The 22,114-nt window shown below is 39.6% G+C and carries 20 protein-coding genes and 5 pseudogenes; 5 read left to right on the top strand and 20 right to left on the bottom strand.

All coding sequences use genetic code 11. The features are described from left to right. The coding region (locus tag HT701_RS06715) for an ISL3 family transposase (protein WP_172931344.1) at positions 1 to 776 on the top strand (776 nt) is incomplete at its 5' end. Between the two features lie 81 nt (positions 777 to 857). Here the strand turns inward: HT701_RS06715 and HT701_RS06720 are convergent. From HT701_RS06720 to glmU, 7 genes are all read right to left on the bottom strand, one after another. Further along, complete coding sequence (locus tag HT701_RS06720) at positions 858 to 2,621, bottom strand: glycerophosphodiester phosphodiesterase (protein WP_023941518.1); 1,764 nt, start codon at positions 2,619 to 2,621, stop codon at positions 858 to 860. A gap of 8 nt (positions 2,622 to 2,629) precedes the next feature. Then, positions 2,630 to 3,220, bottom strand: a complete 591-nt coding sequence (locus tag HT701_RS06725) for a 3'-5' exonuclease (protein ID WP_172931345.1) — start codon at positions 3,218 to 3,220, stop codon at positions 2,630 to 2,632. Positions 3,221 to 3,323: 103 nt separating this feature from the next. Further along, entirely contained in the window at positions 3,324 to 3,815 is a 492-nt protein-coding gene (gene rocS / locus HT701_RS06730; protein WP_000021242.1) for a chromosome segregation protein RocS, read from the bottom strand. Between the two features lie 76 nt (positions 3,816 to 3,891). Beyond that, the gene (locus HT701_RS06735) at positions 3,892 to 4,584 is read right to left on the bottom strand and encodes a 5'-methylthioadenosine/adenosylhomocysteine nucleosidase (protein WP_172931346.1); all 693 of its coding nucleotides are present in this window, start codon (positions 4,582 to 4,584) and stop codon (positions 3,892 to 3,894) included. A 16-nt stretch (positions 4,585 to 4,600) separates the two neighbouring features. Beyond that, positions 4,601 to 4,915 carry a cell wall synthase accessory phosphoprotein MacP gene (gene macP / locus HT701_RS06740; protein ID WP_000517867.1) on the bottom strand — a complete coding sequence of 105 codons (315 nt, stop codon included), beginning with the start codon at positions 4,913 to 4,915 and terminating at the stop codon, positions 4,601 to 4,603. An 11-nt stretch (positions 4,916 to 4,926) separates the two neighbouring features. Then, positions 4,927 to 5,472 (bottom strand): NUDIX hydrolase, encoded by a 546-nt coding sequence (locus HT701_RS06745; RefSeq protein WP_000393816.1) that lies wholly within the window; start codon positions 5,470 to 5,472, stop codon positions 4,927 to 4,929. Between the two features lie 9 nt (positions 5,473 to 5,481). Then, positions 5,482 to 6,861, bottom strand: coding sequence for a bifunctional UDP-N-acetylglucosamine diphosphorylase/glucosamine-1-phosphate N-acetyltransferase GlmU (gene glmU / locus HT701_RS06750; protein ID WP_172931347.1), 1,380 nt, complete (start codon positions 6,859 to 6,861; stop codon positions 5,482 to 5,484). Between the two features lie 144 nt (positions 6,862 to 7,005). Between glmU and HT701_RS06755 the strand changes: the two are divergent. From HT701_RS06755 to HT701_RS06770, 4 genes and pseudogenes are all read left to right on the top strand, one after another. After that, positions 7,006 to 7,807: pseudogene (locus HT701_RS06755) on the top strand (glycoside hydrolase family 25 protein). Positions 7,808 to 7,901: 94 nt separating this feature from the next. Continuing rightward, positions 7,902 to 8,744 carry a DUF368 domain-containing protein gene (locus tag HT701_RS06760; protein ID WP_172931348.1) on the top strand — a complete coding sequence of 281 codons (843 nt, stop codon included), beginning with the start codon at positions 7,902 to 7,904 and terminating at the stop codon, positions 8,742 to 8,744. Next, entirely contained in the window at positions 8,744 to 9,226 is a 483-nt protein-coding gene (locus HT701_RS06765) for an aminoacyl-tRNA deacylase (RefSeq protein WP_172931349.1), read from the top strand. Before HT701_RS06760 ends, HT701_RS06765 begins: the two co-directional genes overlap by 1 nt. Next, complete coding sequence (locus HT701_RS06770) at positions 9,226 to 9,846, top strand: histidine phosphatase family protein (protein WP_172931350.1); 621 nt, start codon at positions 9,226 to 9,228, stop codon at positions 9,844 to 9,846. Before HT701_RS06765 ends, HT701_RS06770 begins: the two co-directional genes overlap by 1 nt. 343 nt (positions 9,847 to 10,189) lie before the next feature. On the opposite strand, the pseudogene HT701_RS06775 reads toward HT701_RS06770, so the two are convergent. The 13 genes and pseudogenes from HT701_RS06775 to HT701_RS06835 all read right to left on the bottom strand — a co-directional run. After that, positions 10,190 to 10,285, bottom strand: a pseudogene (locus HT701_RS06775) (IS630 family transposase); the annotation flags it as partial. 306 nt (positions 10,286 to 10,591) lie between these two features. Next, positions 10,592 to 11,533, bottom strand: coding sequence for a peptidylprolyl isomerase PrsA (prsA, locus tag HT701_RS06780; protein WP_000727950.1), 942 nt, complete (start codon positions 11,531 to 11,533; stop codon positions 10,592 to 10,594). Positions 11,534 to 11,599: 66 nt separating this feature from the next. Then, the gene (locus HT701_RS06785; RefSeq protein ID WP_007285038.1) at positions 11,600 to 12,313 is read right to left on the bottom strand and encodes an O-methyltransferase; all 714 of its coding nucleotides are present in this window, start codon (positions 12,311 to 12,313) and stop codon (positions 11,600 to 11,602) included. Between the two features lies 1 nt (position 12,314). Then, positions 12,315 to 14,117, bottom strand: a complete 1,803-nt coding sequence (gene pepF / locus HT701_RS06790) for an oligoendopeptidase F (protein WP_000244148.1) — start codon at positions 14,115 to 14,117, stop codon at positions 12,315 to 12,317. A gap of 18 nt (positions 14,118 to 14,135) precedes the next feature. Next, positions 14,136 to 15,089, bottom strand: coding sequence for a competence protein CoiA family protein (locus HT701_RS06795; RefSeq protein ID WP_000495916.1), 954 nt, complete (start codon positions 15,087 to 15,089; stop codon positions 14,136 to 14,138). 72 nt (positions 15,090 to 15,161) lie between these two features. Continuing rightward, a pseudogene (tehB, locus tag HT701_RS06800) lies at positions 15,162 to 15,970 on the bottom strand (SAM-dependent methyltransferase TehB). A gap of 66 nt (positions 15,971 to 16,036) precedes the next feature. After that, the gene (gene smpB, locus HT701_RS06805) at positions 16,037 to 16,504 is read right to left on the bottom strand and encodes an SsrA-binding protein SmpB (RefSeq protein ID WP_001051744.1); all 468 of its coding nucleotides are present in this window, start codon (positions 16,502 to 16,504) and stop codon (positions 16,037 to 16,039) included. Then, positions 16,467 to 18,821, bottom strand: a complete 2,355-nt coding sequence (rnr, locus tag HT701_RS06810; protein WP_023937384.1) for a ribonuclease R — start codon at positions 18,819 to 18,821, stop codon at positions 16,467 to 16,469. The genes smpB and rnr overlap by 38 nt, the downstream gene beginning before the upstream one ends. 261 nt (positions 18,822 to 19,082) lie before the next feature. Next, the gene (secG, locus tag HT701_RS06815) at positions 19,083 to 19,316 is read right to left on the bottom strand and encodes a preprotein translocase subunit SecG (protein WP_000282517.1); all 234 of its coding nucleotides are present in this window, start codon (positions 19,314 to 19,316) and stop codon (positions 19,083 to 19,085) included. Positions 19,317 to 19,355: 39 nt separating this feature from the next. Then, the gene (gene rpmG, locus HT701_RS06820; protein WP_001809104.1) at positions 19,356 to 19,505 is read right to left on the bottom strand and encodes a 50S ribosomal protein L33; all 150 of its coding nucleotides are present in this window, start codon (positions 19,503 to 19,505) and stop codon (positions 19,356 to 19,358) included. Positions 19,506 to 19,541: 36 nt separating this feature from the next. Beyond that, positions 19,542 to 19,649: pseudogene (locus tag HT701_RS06825) on the bottom strand (IS5/IS1182 family transposase); the annotation flags it as partial. A gap of 102 nt (positions 19,650 to 19,751) precedes the next feature. Then, positions 19,752 to 20,449, bottom strand: a pseudogene (locus HT701_RS06830) (IS5 family transposase); the annotation flags it as partial. 68 nt (positions 20,450 to 20,517) lie between these two features. Continuing rightward, positions 20,518 to 21,813, bottom strand: a complete 1,296-nt coding sequence (locus HT701_RS06835) for a CapA family protein (RefSeq protein ID WP_172931351.1) — start codon at positions 21,811 to 21,813, stop codon at positions 20,518 to 20,520. Between the last annotated feature and the right edge of the window lie 301 nt (positions 21,814 to 22,114).

Genomic DNA, 22,114 nt, shown 5'->3' on the forward strand with positions numbered 1-22,114 from the left:
ATCGGGAGATGGAGATGAGTTTCATTGCTCAGGACTTTGATAAGCTCAATATCATCACTGTTCTTGAGGGTAGAACACAAGCCGTCATTCGAGATCACTTTCTTAAATATGATAGGGTCGTCCGATGTCGAGTGAAAATTATTACTATGGATATGTTTAGTCCTTATTATGACTTAGCTAGGCGACTTTTTCCAAACGCTAAAATCGTTCTGGATCGCTTTCACATTGTGCAACATCTTAGCCGTGCTATGAGTCGTGTCCGTGTCCAAATTATGAATCAGTTTGAACGAAAATCCCATGAATACAAGGCTATTAAACGCTACTGGAAACTCATTCAACAGGATAGTCGTAAACTCAGCGATAAACGTTTTTATCGCCCTACTTTTCGTATGCACTTAACCAATAAAGAGATTCTTAACAAGCTTTTGAGCTATTCAGAAGACTTGAAACACCACTACAATCTCTATCAGCTCTTACTTTTTCACTTCCAGAACAAGGAGCCAGACAAATTTTTCGAACTTATTGAGGACAATCTAAAGCAGGTTCATCCTCTTTTTCAGACTGTCTTTAAAACCTTTCTAAAGGATAAAGAAAAGATTGTCAATGCCCTTCAACTACACTATTCTAACGCAAAATTGGAAGCCACTAATAATCTCATTAAGCTTATCAAACGAAATGCCTTTGGATTTCGGAACTTTGAAAACTTCAAAAAACGGATTTTTATCGCTCTGAACATCAAAAAAGAAAGGACGAAATTTGTCCTTTCTCGAGCTTAGCTGACTTCAACCCACTACAGTTGACAAAGAGCCAGAATACTTACCTATCATGGGAGGAACAACCGTTCCTCTTTTTTATTACTAAAATTCAAAGAATTCCAATGCTTTTTTCAAGAGCAAATCCGTATATTCTGGATCTTCTTGGGCTACTTCTATTTCCCGCTGAACTTTTTCCAAATCATCTGTAATCACTCCATCTACTCCTAAGTGAAGAGATTTGCTGATAGCTTCTGAATCATTGACAGTCCAGACATAAAGTTTCTGATCCGTTGTCCATAGTTTGCTTACAAAATATTCATCCAAGGTTGAGTACTCCATAGTATATCCTGTCGCTCTTGTTTTAGGAAAGACAGAATTGTAGGGCATGATGAAATAAACTGGCAGTTCGGCATCATACTGTCTTACTTTTTCGACAACATGGTAGTCTAAAGACTGGATTTGATGTCCATAAATCTTGAGCTTTGCAGCATAACGGGCTAAAAAGTGGTTCATCATGTCTGGACTATCTTTTTTACTGGTTTTAATTTCAATTAGTAATTTTTGACCAAGTTCGTTGGCTCGACTGAGATAATCTTCAAAGCTTGAAATTTTAGTCTGGTAGCCATTTTCAAAAATATCAATCCCTTTAAGCTCCTCCAAGTTTAAGTCTTGAGGACTTTTATTGATACCTGCTAGATTTTTCAAGTTAGCATCATGCATCATGACAAACTGCCCATCTTTTGTTTCCTGCACGTCCGTCTCCACCAAGTCTGGTTTGAGTTGTGCTGTAGTTTCCAAGGACTCTACTGTATTTTGAATCCCATTTGCATTGGAAACCCCTCGGTGAGAAATAAGTTGAGGTAGATGAACCATGGGAGCCTCCAGATAAATATAACCTTCTAAGGCAAAGAAAAGACTGGCACAAGTCATGACACCCCATCGCACGATGTGATCTTTTTCTCTCCTAGGAAGCATATCCAGCTCCTTTCCTGTCAAAAATGAAACAAATTTAACCAAAAAATAAGTCAGAGCCATATAATAGAGATTTTTAATCATGACAAAATTCAAAATACCAAGAATCAGAGACTCTCTCTGAGTGATATCATCTACCAAAGTTTGAGCCAATAATAAAGGAATCAAAGGAAGATAAAATAATAAATGTGCTTTGAGCAAGATGTAAAATAAATTCCAAGCATAAAAAGTAACTCTCTTCTTGGTTTTCTCCAAGCTAAACATCACTGATTCTCGAACAGTCAGCTGATCATATACAATCTTCGGAAGGGCAAACATCAATCTGACAGAGACATAGAGAAAGATAAGAGATAGAAGTAGGATGCTCAACCACCACATCCAATATTTATCTTCTAAATAAGCTTGGATAAACTCTGGAATGACGATTTTATTAAGATAATAAATCTTCAGCATTTTCCGTATAAAAGGAAAAAGCATAGCTATATAGAAAAAGATAAACAAGGCTTTAGCGCAAGTTAGCTTTTTCATAAATCCAAAACTTTCATGGAAAACCTTGCGGATATACTCAATTAGCCTTCGCTTTTCATGATAGAGGAGATGACGAGCACCAATAAAGAGGAGTCCTATTTGAAAATAAGCAACCAGAAGGTTAATTACAATCAAGGCTAAAAAAGCTAGACTAATCAATGGAGAATGAGTAAGGATGGCTAAGACATTGTTATAGGAAATAAAAAGATAACCTGTCTGATCTAATAAGAAGCTAGCCAACCATGAATTGAATGGTACCCACAAATACTCCACTATCATAAAAATCAAGAAAAATAGAAAGAGGATTTTATCAAGATTGAGGTAAATCTGTTTAAGACCCAATTTTTTAGGTTTTTCAGGTTTCATAGGCACTCCTAGTCAAATAATTGAGACAAGTCCAAGCCACCAAAAGGATTGTTTGATAGGCTACTTTCTGTCTCTAACAATTCTCTAGCTTGATCTGACTCTAAGAAGGACTCGTAAACACGCGCCGTCATCCGAGCATCCTCTAAGCTATTATGAGACTGACCTTGAAATCCAAGAAATGAGGCAACAGTTTGCAATTTGAGATTGGCAATGCCATGTAAATCTGAACTACGACGTTCAAAAGCTTCATCATACAAATCCACCTTATACTGCTGGCTGTAGTCTAAACCATGATCCGCTAAAATAGGTAGATCACTTTTAGCAGCATTGTAGCCTACCATGGGTAAAGAACCCACAAACTCTTGGAATTCTTTTATGACTTCCTCCACTGGAGGAGCATCTTTTAAGGTCTCGGCTGTAATCCCAGTCAAACCATTTATAAAACTTTTTAGAGGCACACTGGTATGAACATAGGAATCATAGGCATCGATTTCCTGACCATCTCTAAAACGCACTGCCGATACTTGAATCAAGTGTGTTTGTCCTTCATGCTGATTAAATTCTAAATCGAAAGCAATGTAATCTTCTAATCGTTCCATTTTCTACCTCTCCTATACTGTTATTTTACTTGAGCAACTATACTATTTAGATTAGAAATAAAAGAAGCCATCAGGTTAGCATTTAACCTAAACAGCTCCTTGATTATCCTCCAAATAAACGAGCAAAAAAGCCTTTCTTAGTGGATTGGACTTCTTCTTTTGCTTGGTCCAGCTCTAGCTTAAGATTTTCTTGATCCTTCATGGCTTGAAGGGTCAATTGTTGCTGCTGATCAAGTTGTTTATCTTTCTCAGCAATCTGACGGTCTTTGATGCGCATCTGCTCGTCTTTTTCTGATAACTGACGATCCTTGGCTTTTAATTGTTCATAGAGACGAAGAATTTCTGCATTCTTCTCATCAACCAGAATCTCCATCAGTTCACGCTGCTTGACATCTTCACTGACAGGCTCATCTTCAAAAATCGTTTTTTTATAGATTTCTTCTAGCTTAATCAAGCCACTTCTGGTAACGACTGTTACCCCTTTGTCATTTTTATCTGTGTCTTCTTCTGGTAATTCTTTGACACGGTTATTGATTGCTTGGCGAGATAATCCTAAGACCTCTGCAATCTCACTGACGGTCATTTCAATACTCATAATATCCTCTGAAACGTTTTCTAGCTTTTCTTTACTTAAATCTTATCATAAGCTAGAAAAACTGTCAAATTTTCGCTTAATCTAAAGCCTTCAAAAAGGCTAATAAGACTTGGGCAGAGCGACGTCCAGCTTCGATAATAAACTCATCAAAAGAGATGTTTGCTTCATGGTTGGCATTGTCACTCATAGCTCGGATGACTAAGACTGGAAGATTAAGGGCATGCGATGCCTGAGCAATAGCTGCCCCTTCCATCTCAACAGCTAAAACATCTGGGAAATGGGACTTGATCGCTTCTATCTTGTCATTTCCTGCGACAAAACTATCTCCTGTAGCAATCAAACCAAGATGCCAGTTTTGATCCAATTGAGATAAACTCTCTTGGATTTTGGCAACAAAGGTTTTATCTGATTCGAAATAAAGCGGTTGTTGCGCCATTTGTCCATAAGCATAACCAAAAGCTGTGACATCCACATCATGATAGGCTAATTTGTCAGCAATCACGACATCCCCAACAGCGATACCTTCTGCTACTGCCCCAGCTGAGCCCGTATTAATAAGAGCATCCACTTGAAAATGATCAGCCAAAATCGCCACACTCATAGCAGACATGACCTTACCAATTCCACTTTCTACAAGAACGACTTCATGCGAGGCAATGGTTCCTGTGTGATAGGTATTCCCTAAAACAACTTGCTCCTGGGCATTGTCTAAATGCTGGACCAGATACGCCAGTTCTTCTGGCATAGCCGCAATAATTCCTATTTTCATTTCAATTCCTTTTCTATTACAACAGTTTCATTGCTAAGACAAGCAAAATCAAGAGAAAGATGACTGCAAATAAAATCTTATTCAACTTAGAATTGAAGACATTTCTCTTGGTATTTTCAATGCGACGACTTTTATGAATAGATGGTTCAACCTGAATCTTCAAGGTTTCCTGACTAAAGCCATGTCCCTTAGGATTGGCATAACCAAAACGGGAAGAAGAGGTTGGTAAAATCTTAGTCTCCTCATTATCATCTAGCAAAGGAGGACCTGAAATTTTTTCGCCTCTATTAGCTCTTTCAATCATTTCATCCGTTAATAAAGGTTTACCCATACTGACCTCCTCTATTTTTTGTGCAATTCCCAATATTGTACAGCCATAATTGTCTTGGCATCACAGATATGACCTGATTGGATCAGTTCCTTGGCTTCCTCTAAGCTCACTTCAAGGACTTCCAAGGTCTCATCCTCATCCTGCGGACGCGGATTTTCCACTTTTGTCAAATCACTGGCTAGGTATAGTTTTAACTTTTCATTACAAAAGCCAATGGCTGAGTAAAAATCATATAAGAGTTCTAATTTCCCTGTATAGGCTGTTTCTTCCTCTAATTCACGAAGAGCAGCTGCTACAGGGTCTGTATTTTCTCCTACTTCTAATTTTCCAGCTGGAATTTCGTAAGAGACAGCCTCGATGGCCTTGCGGTACTGCTTGACCAAGATGAGTTTTTGCTCATCCGTTACTGCTAAAACACAGACAGCTCCATTGTGGAAAATCAAATCTCGTTGGGCAGTTCCCTTGCCTTCTGGTAATTCAACCTGATCTTGGACCAGTTTAAATATTGGTCCTTGATAGATTTCTTTTCGGCTAAGCGTTTTTTCTTCAAATTCCATGACAGACTCCTACTGATTCTTAGGATGATGAGGAAGGCGAGTTGCATATTCGTCTTTGTTAACCTGACGACCGCGTCCAATGGCAATCGCATCTGCTGGCACGTCTTTGGTAATAGTTGAACCAGCACCAACGAGGGAATTGTCACCAAGTTCTACTGGCGCAATAATGGTTGAATTTGAACCAACAAAGACATTGTTACCGATGACTGTCTTGTATTTGTTTTTACCATCGTAGTTGACTGTAATGGTTCCTGCACCAAAATTAACATGGCTACCCACTTCACAGTTTCCGATATAAGTCAAATGACCAGCCTTAGTATTCTCGCCGATAGAAGAACCTTTCACCTCAACAAAGTTTCCAATATGTGCTTGGGCACCCAGACTTGAACCTGGACGAATGTGGGCATAAGGCCCGACTGTCACACCGTCTGCAACACTACTTTCCTCAATCATAGAATTGGTAATGATCGCTCCTGCTCCGACAGTGCTGTCCACTACATAAGTACCGTTTGTCAAAACAGTCTCAGCACCAATTTTCGTTTGCCCCTTCAAGGTAACATTGGCTTCGATTTGAACTTCAGGAGCAATCTCAACATCAATATCAATATAAGTTACTTCTGGATTGACAAAGCTAACACCGTTGACCATGTGTTTGTGATTGATGCGGCGACGCATAACCGACTCAGCAGTCGCAAGAGCCACACGGTCATTTACCCCAAGACTTTCATCAAAATCTTTCAAAGTATAGGCACCAACTTTTTCACCAGCTTCACGGAAAATACCGATGACGTCTGTAATATAGTATTCTCCTTGAGCATTATTGGTATTGATATTTTTCAAAGCTTCAAACAAACGCTCGTTGTCAAAAACATAGGTTCCAGTATTGATTTCCTTGATTTGCTTTTCAAAATCTGTAGCATCCTTCTGCTCAACAATGCGAAGAACCTCAGCATTGTCATTACGTACAATTCGTCCATAGCCAAAAGGATTTTCCGTTTCAGCAGTCAAGATAGTGGCCACATTTTTATGATTGATGTGGAAATCAATCAAGTTTTTCAAGCTTTCACCAGTGATTAAAGGAGTATCTCCTGCGATGACCAAGGTATGACCCGACAAACCTTCTAAGATAGGCTCTGTCATCATAACTGCATGGCCAGTACCCAACTGTTCAGATTGAGTCACAAATTCTGTCTGTCCAGCCAAGACCTCTTCAACCAATTCCGCCTTGTGTCCGACAACTGTTACTGTCTTTTCAGGTTGGATAGCTCCCACACTACGGAAAACATGTTCCAGCATGGAAATACCCGCAACCTTGTGCAAAACTTTTGGCAAATCAGATTTCATGCGAGTCCCTTTACCCGCTGCTAAAATAATGGCAAAATTTGACATAATCTTCTCTTTTCTCTAGAAATTCCCTTTTATTATACCATATTTCAAATCATTCCGCGCCCTTGAATGAAAAAATGCTCCAAAGTCCTTTCCTTAACCCATTTTTTTTGATTTTTTTTCATTTTTAGGGTAAAATTATGAGATATGAGAAAACAAATTCATCCACTTATTTTATTTAGTTTTTTTGGGATTATAATTTTCATTTTAATCATCAATCGGCCACTTAATGACAACCAATCCTTTAAAACAAAATCCAACATAGCGCAGATTGAAGCACAGGCTTTGAAACACTTAGACAAACCGATTATTGACCTCTCTGGCTGGCAGCGTCCTGAGGAAATCAACTACGATGCCCTCGCACAAAATATTTCAGGCGCTATTGTTCGTGTTCACAGTGGTGCTCAAACGACAAAAGAAAGTGATGCTTCCTTTATCAATGGAATAGACAAGGCCTATAAGAGTCATATCACTGAACTTCAAAAACGGAATATCCCAGTTGGGGTCTACGCTTATGTAGCTGGAAAAAGTGTCCAAGAAATGGAAAAAGCCGCTGAAGTTTTCTACAATGCTGCCTCTCCTTACAGCCCTAGTTACTATTGGCTAGACGTAGAAGACAAAACCATGTCCAATATGAACGAGGGTGTTGAAGCCTTTCGAGCAAAACTGGCATCACTAGGTGCTAAAAACATCGGAATCTACGTTGGTGTCTACTTCATGGAAGAACACAGTATTGATACAGGCAAGTTTACCTCTGTTTGGATTCCGTCCTACGGCTCAGACTCAGGATTTTTGGAGAGCAGTCCTAAAACTGATTTAGATTATGATATTCACCAATACACATCTAAAGGGAAAATTGCCGGCTTTGACCACAATTTGGATATCAACGTCATCTCTCCCTTAAAAAAACAAAGAAGAAACCTTTAGAAAACTCTTTTTAAAACCTTAAAAGCATTTGTTTAGCATTTGCTTTTTCTTTTTGTGTTTGATTGTGATACAATATAGTAAGGATTTTTTGAAATAGAAATAGTTGGAGGAACTATATGCTCTCATGGTTAGCGCGCCTTATTAAAGGGATTGTGATTGCTCTTGGATTTATCTTACCGGGAATTTCCGGAGGGGTTCTAGCAGCAATCTTAGGCATTTACGAACGAATGATTGGCTTTCTGGCCCATCCTTTTAAAGACTTTAAAGAAAATGTTTTGTACTTTATTCCAGTTGCCATCGGTATGCTTCTGGGAATCGGCTTATTTTCCTACCCAATTGAATACCTGCTTGAAAATTATCAGGTCTTTGTCTTATGGAGCTTTGCGGGTGCCATCATTGGTACAGTTCCTAGCCTCCTCAAGGAATCAACTCGAGAATCTGATCGAGACAAGATTGATTTAGCTTGGTTCTGGACAACCTTTATCATTTCTGGACTAGGACTCTATGCCTTAAATTTTGTCGTTGGAACCTTAAGTGCTAGCTTTCTTAATTTCGTCCTAGCAGGTGCACTGCTGGCTCTTGGCGTATTGGTTCCTGGCCTCAGTCCATCAAATCTACTTTTGATTTTGGGTCTCTATGCTCCCATGTTGACTGGTTTTAAAACCTTTGACCTCTTGGGAACCTTCTTCCCGATTGGAATCGGGGCAGGTGCAACTCTCATCGTTTTTTCAAAATTGATGGATTATGCCTTAAACAACTACCACTCACGCGTCTATCATTTCATCATCGGAATCGTCCTATCAAGCACCCTTTTGATCTTGATTCCAAATGCAGGAAACGCTGAAAGTATCCAATACACAGATCTTTCTCTTGTTGGGTATGTCATCATCGCCTTCTTCTTTGCGTTGGGAATTTGGCTTGGTATTTGGATGAGCCAATTGGAGGATAAGTATAAATAATGGCAAAAAAAGTTAAAGTCAAAAAAACATTAGTAGAACAAATCCTGTCTAAAGCAGGTATCCCACATCAGGGGATTCAAATCAATGCCCTGGAAGGAGAACTGCCGCAAGGTTATAAACGAGATCAGATTTTCAAAACCTTGGCTCTTTTAGGAGACAAGACAGGACCGATTATCGGAATTGTCCCTATCACCCAACACTTGTCGGAAAAGAAACTAGCCAAAATTTCTGGCAATAAAAAAGTGAGCATGATTCCACAAAAGGACTTGGAAAAAACAACAGGTTACATTCATGGAGCTAATAATCCTGTCGGAATTCGTCAGAAACACAATTATCCCATTTTTATCGATAAAATTGCTCTAGACTTGGATCAAATGATTGTCTCTGCTGGCGAAGTTGGTCACAGCATTATCGTCGCTCCACAAGAATTGGCTAATTTTGTAAAAGCTGACTTTGTAGATATCTTGGAGGACAGCAAGTAATGAAACTCTACTTTGTCCGCCACGGTCGTACCCTCTGGAACCAAGAAGGTCGTTTTCAAGGTGCTAGTGGAGATTCTCCCCTTCTTCCTGAATCCATTGACACCCTAAAACGACTTGGCCAGTATCTCAAGGAAATTCCTTTTGATCAGATTTATTCAAGTGATTTACCTAGAGCGGTCAGATCTGCTGAAATTATCCAAAGTCAACTCAAGACGCCCTGTCCTTTAGAAAGTGTCCCTAATCTCCGTGAATGGCAGCTGGGGAAGTTAGAAGGTTTGAAAATCGCAACCTTGGAAGCTATTTACCCACAACAAATCAAAGCTTTCCGATCTAATCTTGCTCAATTTGACACTCAAATGTTTGGAGCTGAATCCCTCTATAGTACAACTCAACGGACCATCCAATTTATCAAATCACTCAAAGATAGTCCAGCTGAGTATATTCTAATTGTCGGACACGGTGCTAATCTTACTGCCAGTCTTCGTACTCTCCTAGGTTATAAAGAACCACTTCTTCGTAAAGATGGTGGTCTAGCAAATGCCAGCCTGACCATTCTAGAAACCCATGATTTTGAAACATTCACTCTTGATACTTGGAATGATACTTCTTATCAATCATAATTATAGCCTAGTCTTCTGGAGATATAGTCAGTTGAAACAAAAATAAGACAAAAGAGACTCGTAAAAAGGTATTGCAACTTGCCAATACCTTTTTGATATGAACACATGTCTTCTCAACAGAATTGTAGAGCAAAATGAAATATGAACTGAATAAATTGATTTGAGAATTTAAATCAATTTATAAGAATGTTTTAGAAGCAGTGATGTACTAGTTCAGATTCACTTTTCTATACTAATACTCTTCGAAAATCTCTTCAAACCGCGTCAACGTCGCCTTGCCGTACTCAAGTACAACCTGCGACTAGTTTCCTAGTTTGCTCTTTGATTTTCATTGAGTATAAGATGAGTAGGGAGGAAGAGGTAAAAGTTTATGCCCAAACTCTTCACATAAGAACTCTAGCTTACCCATTCTATGGAATCTTGCATTATCCATTAAAACTTCCAACTCATACTCTTCTAAAATCTATTCAAACCACGTCAGCTTCACATTATATATGTTGGTGACCTCATAAGACTTATCTGCAACCTCAAAGCTGTTCTTTGAGCAGCCTACAGCTAGCTTCCTAGTTTAATCTTTGCTTTTCACTGAGTATTAAGTTAAAAAATGGGGCTAGTCAAAAAGTCTTTAAAATCAAAAAACGCATAATATCAGGTATTGAAAACCTTGTACTATGCGTTTTATTGTGGGAAGATTTACTTCATTTTTTCCTGAAGTCGAGTTTTTTCCCTGACTTATTGATTTGGACTATTCGTTTGATGTACTACTGCTTGAGCTTGAATCTCCACCACCGATATATTGGGTAAAGATATTTTGGAAGGCTTGGTCCTTAACCTTGATATTGACTGCTTGCAATTCTTTTCCGATAATGCTTTGAACAAATGTTGAATCATTTTGTTTTTGAGTCAAGATAACAGTTTTTAATTTTTCTTTGTAGTCATCAATATTAGATGATTTTTCTGTTTTCTTAATGAGTTTTACAATGTAATATTGGCTACTGTAGGCTTGTGTGCCAGTTGCTGTAATCACATCAGAAACGCCGTTTACATCTAAAGCGAAAGCGGCTTTCTTGACTTGCTCAGGTACTTCCGTTGAAGCAGAATCAAAGGTAATTTCTCCACCATTTTCTTTTGTTTTTTCATCAGTTGAGTTATCTTTGGCTAATTGAGCAAAATCAGCACCTTCTGCCTTGGCTTTTTCGAGAACTTCTTTGGCCTTGTCTTCATTGTCCAAACGGATGATTTGAGCCGTTACATCTGGAGTGTATTCGTCAAAGGCCTTCTTGTAAGCATCATCTGTCAATTCAGCTTCTGCTGCCTTCTTAACTGCCAACTCAACTAATTTACTTGTACGAATTTGAGCTTTACGTGTTTCAAGAGTCATACCTGCTTGTGACAAGACACGTTGGTAGTTTTCACCATATTGTTTTTCTTCTTCGGCAATAGTATCATCAACCTCTTTATCATCAAGCTCTGAGCCATATTGTTTTTCAAAAACTTTTTGGATGGTCATATTTAACAAGACTTGTTGGGCTGAAGGGTTGCTTTTCACTTGCTCATAAAATTGATGTTCTGTGATGACATCCCCTTTCATGCTGATAAGGTCTGCCCCTTCTGAACCTTTCGAACAAGCTGCTAAAGTTGCTACTGATAATAGTGTAATGGCACCTGCCAATAGTTTTTTCTTCATGTCTACTCCTTTGAGATAAGTGTTACTCTATCTATTTTACTATATTTTCTTAAATTTTTCTGAAAATCATTCGCTGTCAGGCAATTGAACATCTGCTACATTTTTACGAAGCATGAGAATGCCGTCCCCCAGAGGTACTAATGTTGCGGTGAGTCCTGGATTGTCTAAGGTTGCATCAAATAGTCTTTGAAGTCCTCGATAAATGGTTCGCTGGCCACGACGAACTTCCATAATGTCCTTGGCAACATCACCACCTTGAAAAATATCATCCAAGACAACCACACCTCCAACTTCCAAATGTTTGAGGATTTCTGGCAGAAAGACGATGTATTTAGACTTGGCAGAATCCATAAAGACGAAATCATAAGACTCTGTCAGTGTAGATAAGACGTCTACCGCATCTCCCTCTAGGAGAGTGATTTGCTTGCGACTGTCAAACTGGGCAAAATTTTCCTTGGCAAAACCAATCATTTCTGGATTACGGTCAATGGTTGTAATCTTAGCATTTGGCGCATGCTCTGCCATCAAGAGAGCTGAAAAACCGATAGCCGTCCCAATTTCCAGAATGTTTTTAGGTTGCATGGTTTCCATGAGAAACCTGAAATAAACAACCGTTTCATGGGGAATAATGGGAATATTTTCCTTGCGGGCAAAGTCTTCCAATTCTTTCAAGGAACCTGTGACTTGCTTTTGACGCTGACGCATCAAGTCTACAATTTCTTCCTTGACGACAGGGCGACGCATGTTATGGTTGGCATTTTTACTATACGATTCAACCATCTTACGCCAATCCCAATTTTTCAACAAGGGCTTCAAACTCATTCAAACGACGTTCAAAGACTGCAAAGGCATCGTTGAGATAGTCTTCCTTCTCCATATCAACGCCAGCTTTTCTCATGACATTAAGTGGATAGTCAGATTTACCTGCCTTGAGGTAGTCGATATAGCGGTCACGGTCTTCTTGACTACCATGGACAATTTTTTCAGCCAAGGCTGAGGCCGCCGCAAAGCCTGTTGAATATTGGTATACATAGTAGTTATAGTAGAAGTGTGGAATCCGAGCCCACTCGTATTGGATTTCCGGATTGTCTTCCTTACTCAAACCATAATACTCTTGGTTCAAGTCAGCATAGAGTTTATTTAAGAAATCGCTTGTCAAGACTTCACCATTTTGATCCGCTTGGTGAATCGCGTGTTCAAACTCAGCAAATTGAGTTTGGCGGAAAACTGTCCCACGGAAACCGTCTAGGAAGTTATTGAGAATAGCAAAGCGCGTTGCATCGTCTTCCACTTCTTCCAATAATTTCTCCGTCAAGATATTTTCATTGGTCGTTGAGGCAATCTCAGCCAAGAAGATCGAATAATCTCCGTAAACATAAGGTTGCGTTTCACGAGTATAGCTTGAATGCATACTGTGACCTGTTTCATGAACAAGAGTAAAGAGATTGTCCAGATTGTCCTGCCAGTTAAGAAGCATAAAGGCATTGGTATCGTAAGAACCACCAGAATAGGCACCTGAACGCTTTCCTTGGTTTTCGTAAACATCAATCCAACGCTCGCTGAAGGCACGTTTAACACGGCTCAAGTAATCCTCACCCAAGACTGCCAAGGCATCTTCTGCTTTTCTCAAGGCTTCTTGGTAGGTAAAACTATATTCAACAGATGAAAGTGGTGTGTAGACATCGTACATCTTGAGATCTGAAATTCCCAAGATTTTTGAACGAAGTTCAAGGTAACGATGCAAGAGTGGCAAATGCTTGCGAACTGCTGCTACCAAATTGTCATAAACATTTTCTGGAACAAAATTAGCCGCTAGGGCTGCATGACGAGCGCTCTTGTAGTTGCGAACTTTAGCACGATAGTTTTGCACCTTAACATTGGTTTGCAAGGTTTTAGCATAGGTGTGTTGGAATTGTTCGTAAGTCGCATAAAGGGCTTGATAGGCCCCACGGCGAATCTCACGATTTTTAGACTCCATCAAACGTGTGTAGGTCCCATGAGATAGCTGAACTTCCTTACCATCATCGTCGAGGACATAAGGGAACACAATATCCGCATTGTCCAAAATAGCGAAGGTTTCGCTTGCTGAACCAAAGATTTCTCCAGCTCCAGCTAATAATTCTTCTTCGCGTTGTGAAAGAACATGATCCTTTCCTTGCAAAAGCTTGTCAAAATAGTGTTGATAAACCTGCAATTTTGGTTGAGACTCTAAAAAGTCAGCATACTGCTTTTCACTAATTTCCATAAATTCAGGATCATAGAATGAAAAGGCTTGGTCTAGCTGACTATAGAGTGTCATTGCTTTGGCATAGTACTCTTGATACTTAGCTTCACGTGTATCCTGATCATTCTTCATATGAGCATAAACGTAAAGCTTCTCCATCTGGCGTTCCATTTCAAGAGAAAATTCAGTAATTTCGAGTAGGCTATCCGCACTATCCAAGAGATGTCCTTCATACTGGGCTACTGTCTCCAGCTGTTCTGTTAAATCTTTTAAGGCTTCTTCCCAAGCCTGGTCAGTTGGGTAGATCGTTGATAGATCCCATGTATCTTTTTCATTTATTTCGTTTCTTTGTAATACCATTAGATTCCTCCATCCTTTCTATTCTACCATATTTTTCAAGAAATATTGCTGATAAAAGGCTGGTGGATAAAGCTTTTGCCAATCATTTTGAGGATTTTCTTGGTAATAGATTTGAAAATACTGATAATAGCTGGTCAAATCCTTCTCAATTTGGCAAAAATCACCTACTAGTGGTCGAATTTGTGGATACCATTCTTTCAGCCCATAAGTCAGGACATTTTCTCCCTTTTGATAGGCTTCTGCTTGTTCTTTCATCCAAATGGGATTTTGATAGTACAGTTGTTGCCGGATATAACAACAGATGTCCTTATCCTCAGAAACTGTAAAATGAGATATTTTTTGTTTCTTATAGGGAAAACGTAATATCTCCAGTAGACTACCTTGACCACAGGGAAATTCCTTGATTTGATAATGGAGTTTACCTCGAAGATCCTGGTGTATGAGATATTTAAGCCTTAAAATCTGCTTTCCCTTGTCTACTTCCCAAACATAAAAGCCCATGTTTTGACTAAAATAGAGAAAACCTTGTTGCAGACGAGTCAAACGCTCCTTGAGCCAAAGTTTTTCTCCCAGTAGCCACAGTACTTGGTAACCCTGGCTACGATAACCCTCACTGCGCTCTTTAAGAACTTTTTGTGGCAAGGGACTACATTGAACCTCTAAAGCTAGATTGCCATTTACAAACACATCCGCAATCTGTTTAAGTTCTGGAAGCAGGTATTCTAATTGAACCTCTGAATCTTTTTTCAACCAGTGATAAAGTGATTCCTTATTGGCCAGATGTTCTGAACTTTCATTTTCAGAGGAATAATCACAGTCTTTTAAGGATTTATGGGCAAAATGGGTCCGTACACTTGGTCCTTGACGCAAACGAAGCTGACCTCCACAAGCTGGGCAGGTGTATGCTTGCTTCTCAAGCTTATCCTCTAACACATTTACCAATTTTCCCCTAGCATCTCTCGCAACAAACATGATTTCCCTCCTTTTCTATATTATTCGTAAAAAAGAAAAAAGATCAGGAAAATTCCTAATCTTCATTCATTTTTATTTGATTTTCTTGGCTAGCATGGTCGCAAAGCGTAGTTGAATACGATTGCCATTTTCATCGCGACGGTGCAAATGGCCTGGATTTTCATTGTACTTAACCAATTCCCAATCCTTGTAATAGTCTGCCAATTCCCCTTCTTTAAAGGTGAATGGGAAGTTCACTGAGCAAGGATAATCCTCCGTGTCCATAGCACAAACGATAAGATTATAGCCACCAACACTGGTTTTATCCTGCATATTTTGAATAATAGCTGGAATGCAGTCTGCTTGTAGAAACATGAGAACAACAGTTGATACGATAAAATCATATTCTTGCCCAATGCTAGCTGAATTGATATCGTAAAGACCAACAGTCATGTCCAGATCTTCTTGCTCCACAATACTTTGCAAGATTTCAAGGGTCAGGTCATTTTGATCTACAGCCGTCACATCAAAACCTTGCTGGGCTAGAAAAAGAGAATTGCGCCCCTGACCACAACCCAAATCCAAAGCTTTCCCTGGTTTTACTGTCTGCATGGCCTCTAGAACCTCTGAATGAAAAGGATTGGTATTGTATTTCTTAGGGAAATAATCCTCAGGTTTACAATAAAATTCCAAGTACCATTCCACATCATCTGTGGCAGCTTCCACTCGGTGCCAGACTTGTGGTTGTGCCATGGGATTATCTGCCCCTGCTTCAAAGAGGTGTTCAGCTAGAACTTCCCCTTCTTCTGTCAATTCAATAAACTTGAGAGCTCCCTTCAAGACAGTAATTTTCCCCAAGTCCCAACTTTTGTATTGTGCTTTTGCTGAACAGCTTCAGGCATGGTTTCTTTAGTCTACAAAGGCATGCGTTTATAGGCAACTAATTTTTCCATTTTCAATTCCTCTTTTTATCGCTGATTAACAGCTTTCATCACGCGCGCGATGTCGCGGTTTTGCTCACGACGTTTGATAGACTCTCTCTTATCGTAGTCATGCTTCCCTTTAGCTAAACCTAAAAGAAGCTTGGCATAACCGTCTTTGATATAGACTTTAAGAGGAACCAGGGTCATTCCTGTCCCTTTAGTCTCTTGTTCCAACTTTTGGATTTGCTTTTTATGGAGCAGGAGTTTACGACGACGTTCTGGTTCTTGGTTCCAGATATTGCCCTCTTCGTAAGGAGCGATATGGACATTGCTCAACCAGACCTCTCCATTTTTTACTTGGGCAAAGCCATCCTTGAGATTGATTCGAGCAGCTCGTACACTCTTGATTTCAGTTCCAGTCAGAACCATCCCTGCCTCTAGCGTATCTATGATTGTATAGTCGTGGCGCGCCTTTTTATTTTGTGCGACGACCTTTCCCTCGCCCTTTGCCATGCTTGGCTCCTTTCTTAGCTACTTCCTTGTAAAAAGGTTTCTTTCCTTTTTTCTTCTTGTCTTTTTGTGAATGCTTGCGCTTATCATTTGAGCGTCCTGATTTTCTCTTATCTTCCTTCTTATCTGAACGACGATTTGAACCACGCCCTCTGTCACTACGATTAGACTGTTTTAAGCCTTTTTCAATCACATCAAACTCACTTGGGATGTAAGAGAAGTCAATTTCACCCGTCATCTTGTCGGCTCTTTCAACTCGGATACGGATTTGCTGACCTACACGGAAAGTTGTTCCTGATTTCTCCCCACGAAGAGTCAAATCACGCTCATTGAAATGATAAAATTCAGGTAGATTTGTGATGTGAATCAAGCCTTCAACTGTGTTTGGCAATTCAACAAAGAGACCAAACTTGACAATGCTGGACACAACCGCATCGTACTCTTCGCCCACGTATTCTTCCATATACTCAGCCTTTTTCATGGCTTCGACTTCACGCTCAGCCTCAATGGCACGACGTTCACGGTTGGAAGACTGGGTCGCAATCTCTGGAATCACTTGCTCAAAATGCTCTGCTATTTCCTTAGAACGGCCGTAATCACGAATCATACGGTGAACAAGAAGGTCTGGATAACGACGAATCGGACTAGTAAAGTGAGTATAATAGTCAGCCGCAAGTCCATAATGCCCGTGATTATACTCCGAATAACGAGCCTGCTGCATGGAGCGAAGAAGCATCATGGACAATACATCTGCATAAGGTTCCCCCTCAACTGCTCGCATAATATCTTGAAGTGCCTCTTGACTCATTTCACTAGCAGTCCCATAGATTCGAATACCGAAACTCGAAGCATAATCAATAAACTTCTGAACCTTTTCAGCCTTAGGCTCCTCGTGAATTCGATAGATAAAAGGTAGGTCCAGCTTGCTGAAATGCTCGGCAACTGTTTCATTGGCCATCAACATAAAAGACTCAATCATCCGCTCGGCAACACCACGCTGACGAAGAACGATATCAACAGGCTTACCTTGTTTATCCACTAAAATCTTGGCTTCATTGGTATCGAAATTGAGGGCTCCACGTTTCACACGCATGTTTTCTAGCCTTTCGTGAAGTTTGGCCATAAGTTCGATACTAGGAACAATTTTCTGATACTCTTGTCTCTTTTCCTCGTCGCTTGCTAGGATATCATTGACATCGCTATAGGTCATCCGATAGCTTGTCTTGATAACCGTTTGTGTGATGGTGTAGTTGACTACACGACCATGTTTATCAATCTCCATAATAGCAGACTGGGTCAGACGGTCAACTTGGGGATTGAGAGAACAGATGCCATTTGATAGTCGTTCTGGAAGCATTGGAACCACACGGTCAGTCACATAGACAGAAGTTGCGCGGTTAAGAGCTTCCTTATCAAGGGCAGACCCCTCGGTCACATAGTAGGAAACATCTGCGATGTGAACACCAAGCTCCAGATTTCCATTTTTCAAGGCCTTGATATGCACCGCATCGTCCAAGTCCTTGGCGTCAGCACCATCGATGGTAAAGATAATCTCATCTCTTAGATCCAGACGACCTTCCGTATCCTTTTTAGACGGAGCATCAGGCACACTTTCTGCTTCCTTGACAACAGCTTCTGGAAACTCGGATACAATGTCCATTGATTCCAAGACCTCAAGAACATCAATTCCGACATCTGTTGAGTGTCCCACCACATCGAGAACACTCGCGACAAAGAAATCATGTTTCTTGCTTGGGTATTTATCGATAAAGACCTTGAGAACTTCTGTTCCCTCCAGTTTAAGGGCTGGTTTCTTAACATAGATGGGTTGGCTGATTTTCTGATTTTTCGAACGGATATAGCCTGCATACTTAGGTTTTTCCTGATCCAGAACGATTTGACCTACAACAGTTGTCAAACTGTGTTCTAAGATATCAATAATTTTTGCTTCTGCTGCTGTTCCCTTATTGCGGTCAGCGACTTTCTTAATCACTACCTCAACGGTATCACCATCAATAGCATAGTTGACATCGTTTTTTCCTACAAAAAGGTCGTCCTCCTCGCCTTCCAGACTAACAAAGCCAAAGCCATTTTTATGGGCATGAAAAATCCCCTTGAGGGTAATCTCATGTTTTTTCTTAATTTCTAATGTCAGACTACCATCTTCTTCAAAGCGTATCTGATGCTTTCTTTCCATTAGGGACAAGGTTTTAATCAACTCACGAAAATCCTTGGAACTATCTTTTCCCAAAGCCTGAGCCAAATCATTAACAGTCACCTTTCCCTTATCTTGTAAATATTCTTTTATTCTATCTTTCATATTTTCTTTCTAGATTTTTTAATTTTCTTTTACTGTAAAACCTTCTCAAACATCCTTTCATACTCAATAAAAATCAAAGAGCAAACTAAAAAGCTAGCCGCAGGTTGCTCAAAACACCGTTTTGAGGTTGTGAATAGAACTGACGAAGTCAGCTCAAAATACTGTTTTGAGATTGCAGATGAAAGCTGACGTGGTTTGAAGAGATTTTTGAAGAATATAAAAACAAAAAGAGGCAAAGACCTAGTCCTGCCCATTATTTTCTTATCTACTTGATAATACCGTCAATGCTAAGGCAATGGCTAGCCAGAAAAAGACTAAAATCCCTGTCAAACGCTGCATCACAGCTTCGAAACCGCGTGCTTTACTGCGTTCAAACAAATCACCTGAGCTGGCATCAAATACATTGCTGGATTGGTTTTTAGTTGGTTGCATGAAAATCGCAATCACAATCACAACAGATAATACTAATAAAATGGTTAATAATAGGTTATACATATCAAACTCCTTACAATCCCTATTATTTTACCATAAAATCTACTTAGATTCAAGATGTAGGGTTACTTTTCTTTCCTTGGGACAATACTTTAAAACCTCAATCTTGTCTGGATGGGTTTTTGAATTTTTACTGGTTAGGTAATTGATACTGCCACAAGAGGAGCATTTGAGATTAATTTTTACTCGCACTAGATTTCCTTTACTTTTATTAGACTTCCTGCAAAACTAGAATCCTAGTTCATGATTGATAATGCCAGCAATCAAATTCATTCGTAAGCCGAAGCGTTTACGATGATTTCGATAGGTTGTTGAAAACATTTTAAACGTTTTTATAGTGAAATGAAATAAGAACAGGACAAATCGATCAAGACAGTCAAATCGATTTCTAACAATGTTTTAAAAGTAGAGGTGTACTATTCTAGTTTCAATCTACTATACTCTGTCAAAAATATTCTCAACCTTGATTCTCTCCTTAGATAGCGCATGGTTACAGGCTTTCTCTTCAGCTGTTAGCGGCTTGAGTTTGCTGGATTTACGTGGAGTTTGTGCTTGAGGATCTATCTTCATGAGCCCTTGATAACCACTGTCAGCCAAGATTTTACCAGCTTGTCCGATATTTCTGCGACTCATTTTGAACAACTTCATATCATGACAATAGTTCACAGTGATCTCCAAAGAAACAATTCTCCCTTGACTTGTGACAATCGCTTGAGCCTTCATAGCGTGGCATTTCTTTTTACCAGAATCATTCGCTAATTGTTTTTTTAGGGCGATTGATTTTTACTTCCGTCGCATCAATCATTACCGTGTCCTCAGAACTGAGAGGAGTTCTTGAAATCGTAAAACCACTTTGAACAAGAGTTACTTCAACCCATTGACTCCGACGGATTAAGTTGCTTTCGTGAATACCAAGATCAGCCGCAATTTCTTCATAAGTTCGATATTCTCGCACATATTGAAGTCGCCATAAGAAGGTATTCTAGGCTTAGTTTAGGTTTTCGTCCCCCTTTTGCGTGTTTACCTTGATAATCTCTTTTTAATACAGCTAACATCTCTTCAAAAGTCGTGCACTGAACACCAACCAGGAGCTTAAATCGTGCATCAGTTAGTTGTTCACTTGCTTCATAATCCATAGAACTATTATACCATATATTGTTTCGCAGGAAGTCTATTCAAGCTAATCCCACTTCAATCCCACATGTTAGTTCATTTCTTTATAGGCTGTATCAATTCGTTCCTTAGTCGCTTCATCTAACTGGTCACGATGACTGCCACCCTCTATAAAATCTTCCAAGATATAGGTTTGATAATGATATAAAGGATAGCCTTCTGGTGAAAAGGTTCCCTTTGGTGTTCGATTGACCCAAGTAGGATGAGCTTTAGCTGTTCCGATAGTTGTTTTTCCATCCTTCTTCTTAATGGTTACATCCATGAGAACGCCACGTTCAGTCCACTTAGCATTTTCTTCATCTCCCATAGATTCAATCCGTTGATTGGAAATGAAGTTCCCCATTGAATAGATAATGAGTTTCTTGTCTCCATCTTTTTCAACCGTTTCAGATGGTTCCACAACGTGAGGATGCCCTCCAAAAATAATATCCGCCCCCCAATCAATCATCTTGTGATAAAGAGCTTTTTGTTCCTCAGTTGGTTCCAATCGATACTCCACACCCATCTGAGGCATGATAATGGTGATATCTGCTTCCTTCTCTGCCCGTTCAATTTCAGCCTTCATCTTATCTTCGTTTAAATCTGAAAGATAACGATTATAGTCTTCCTGAGAAATATACCGTTCAATTCCATTGAATCCATAGGAATAGGCCAAAAGAGCAACCTTGATTCCATTCACTTCCTTAATGACCAACGGAGCCTGATCACGTGGTTCATGCGTATAAACTCCGATTGGAGTGATTCCAGCTTTTTCAATAATATCGGCCGTTGAAATAACTCCCTCAATTTGCGAATCCAAAATATGATTATGAGCTAAATCTAGCACATGATAACCTGCATCCTTAATGGCATCCATAACTTCAGCAGGAGCATTAAAGAGAGGATAACCCGCTAAATAATGATCCTTATTGATGGTTCCTTCAAAATCACCAATAGCTAAATCTGCTTGCTTGAGCCAAGGTGTCACATACTCAAAATTCTCATGAAAGTCATAGGTACCGTCTTCTTTTTTAGCTGAAAAGAAAAGTCCATCGTGGTAGAGCAAATCCCCATTAGCCATAATTCTGGCAGTTTTTTCCTCTTCCTGCTCCTGAGACTTTTGCTTAGTCCCCTCTTGAGAAATAGTATCTCGTTTTTGACTGGTTAAAGGGATTCCTTGGAAACTTTCAACCAACAAGACCAAGCCCATTGATAAAGCAACTGCTAGCAAGAGTACCGCCACAAATCCTTTATTGCTCCACCTGCGATAACTCCTAAAAAAGTTTACCAAGCCCTTCATAAAACGAAAAGCTAAACCACCCTGATTTCGATTTTGTCTTCTTTTCATCTTCATTCTCCCTACTTTCTTATGCAAGCCTTTTCTTTTTATTATATCATAGATAAGTAATTCTTTCACAATTGATACTCTTCGAAAATCTCTTCAAACCACGTCAGCGTCGCCTTACCGTATATATGTTACCGACTTCGTCAGTTCTATCTACAACCTCAAAGCAGTGCTTTGAGCAACCTACGGCTAGCTTCTTAGTTTGCTCTTTGATTTTCATTGAGTATGAATTGAACTTCCTATCTATTTTCTATAAATCCTAAAGGCTATAATACTTTCAATCCTTGACATTTTGTGATATCAT

Source organism: Streptococcus sp. 10824 (genome assembly GCF_013276595.1).
GTDB classification, from domain to species: Bacteria; Bacillota; Bacilli; order Lactobacillales; family Streptococcaceae; genus Streptococcus; species Streptococcus pseudopneumoniae.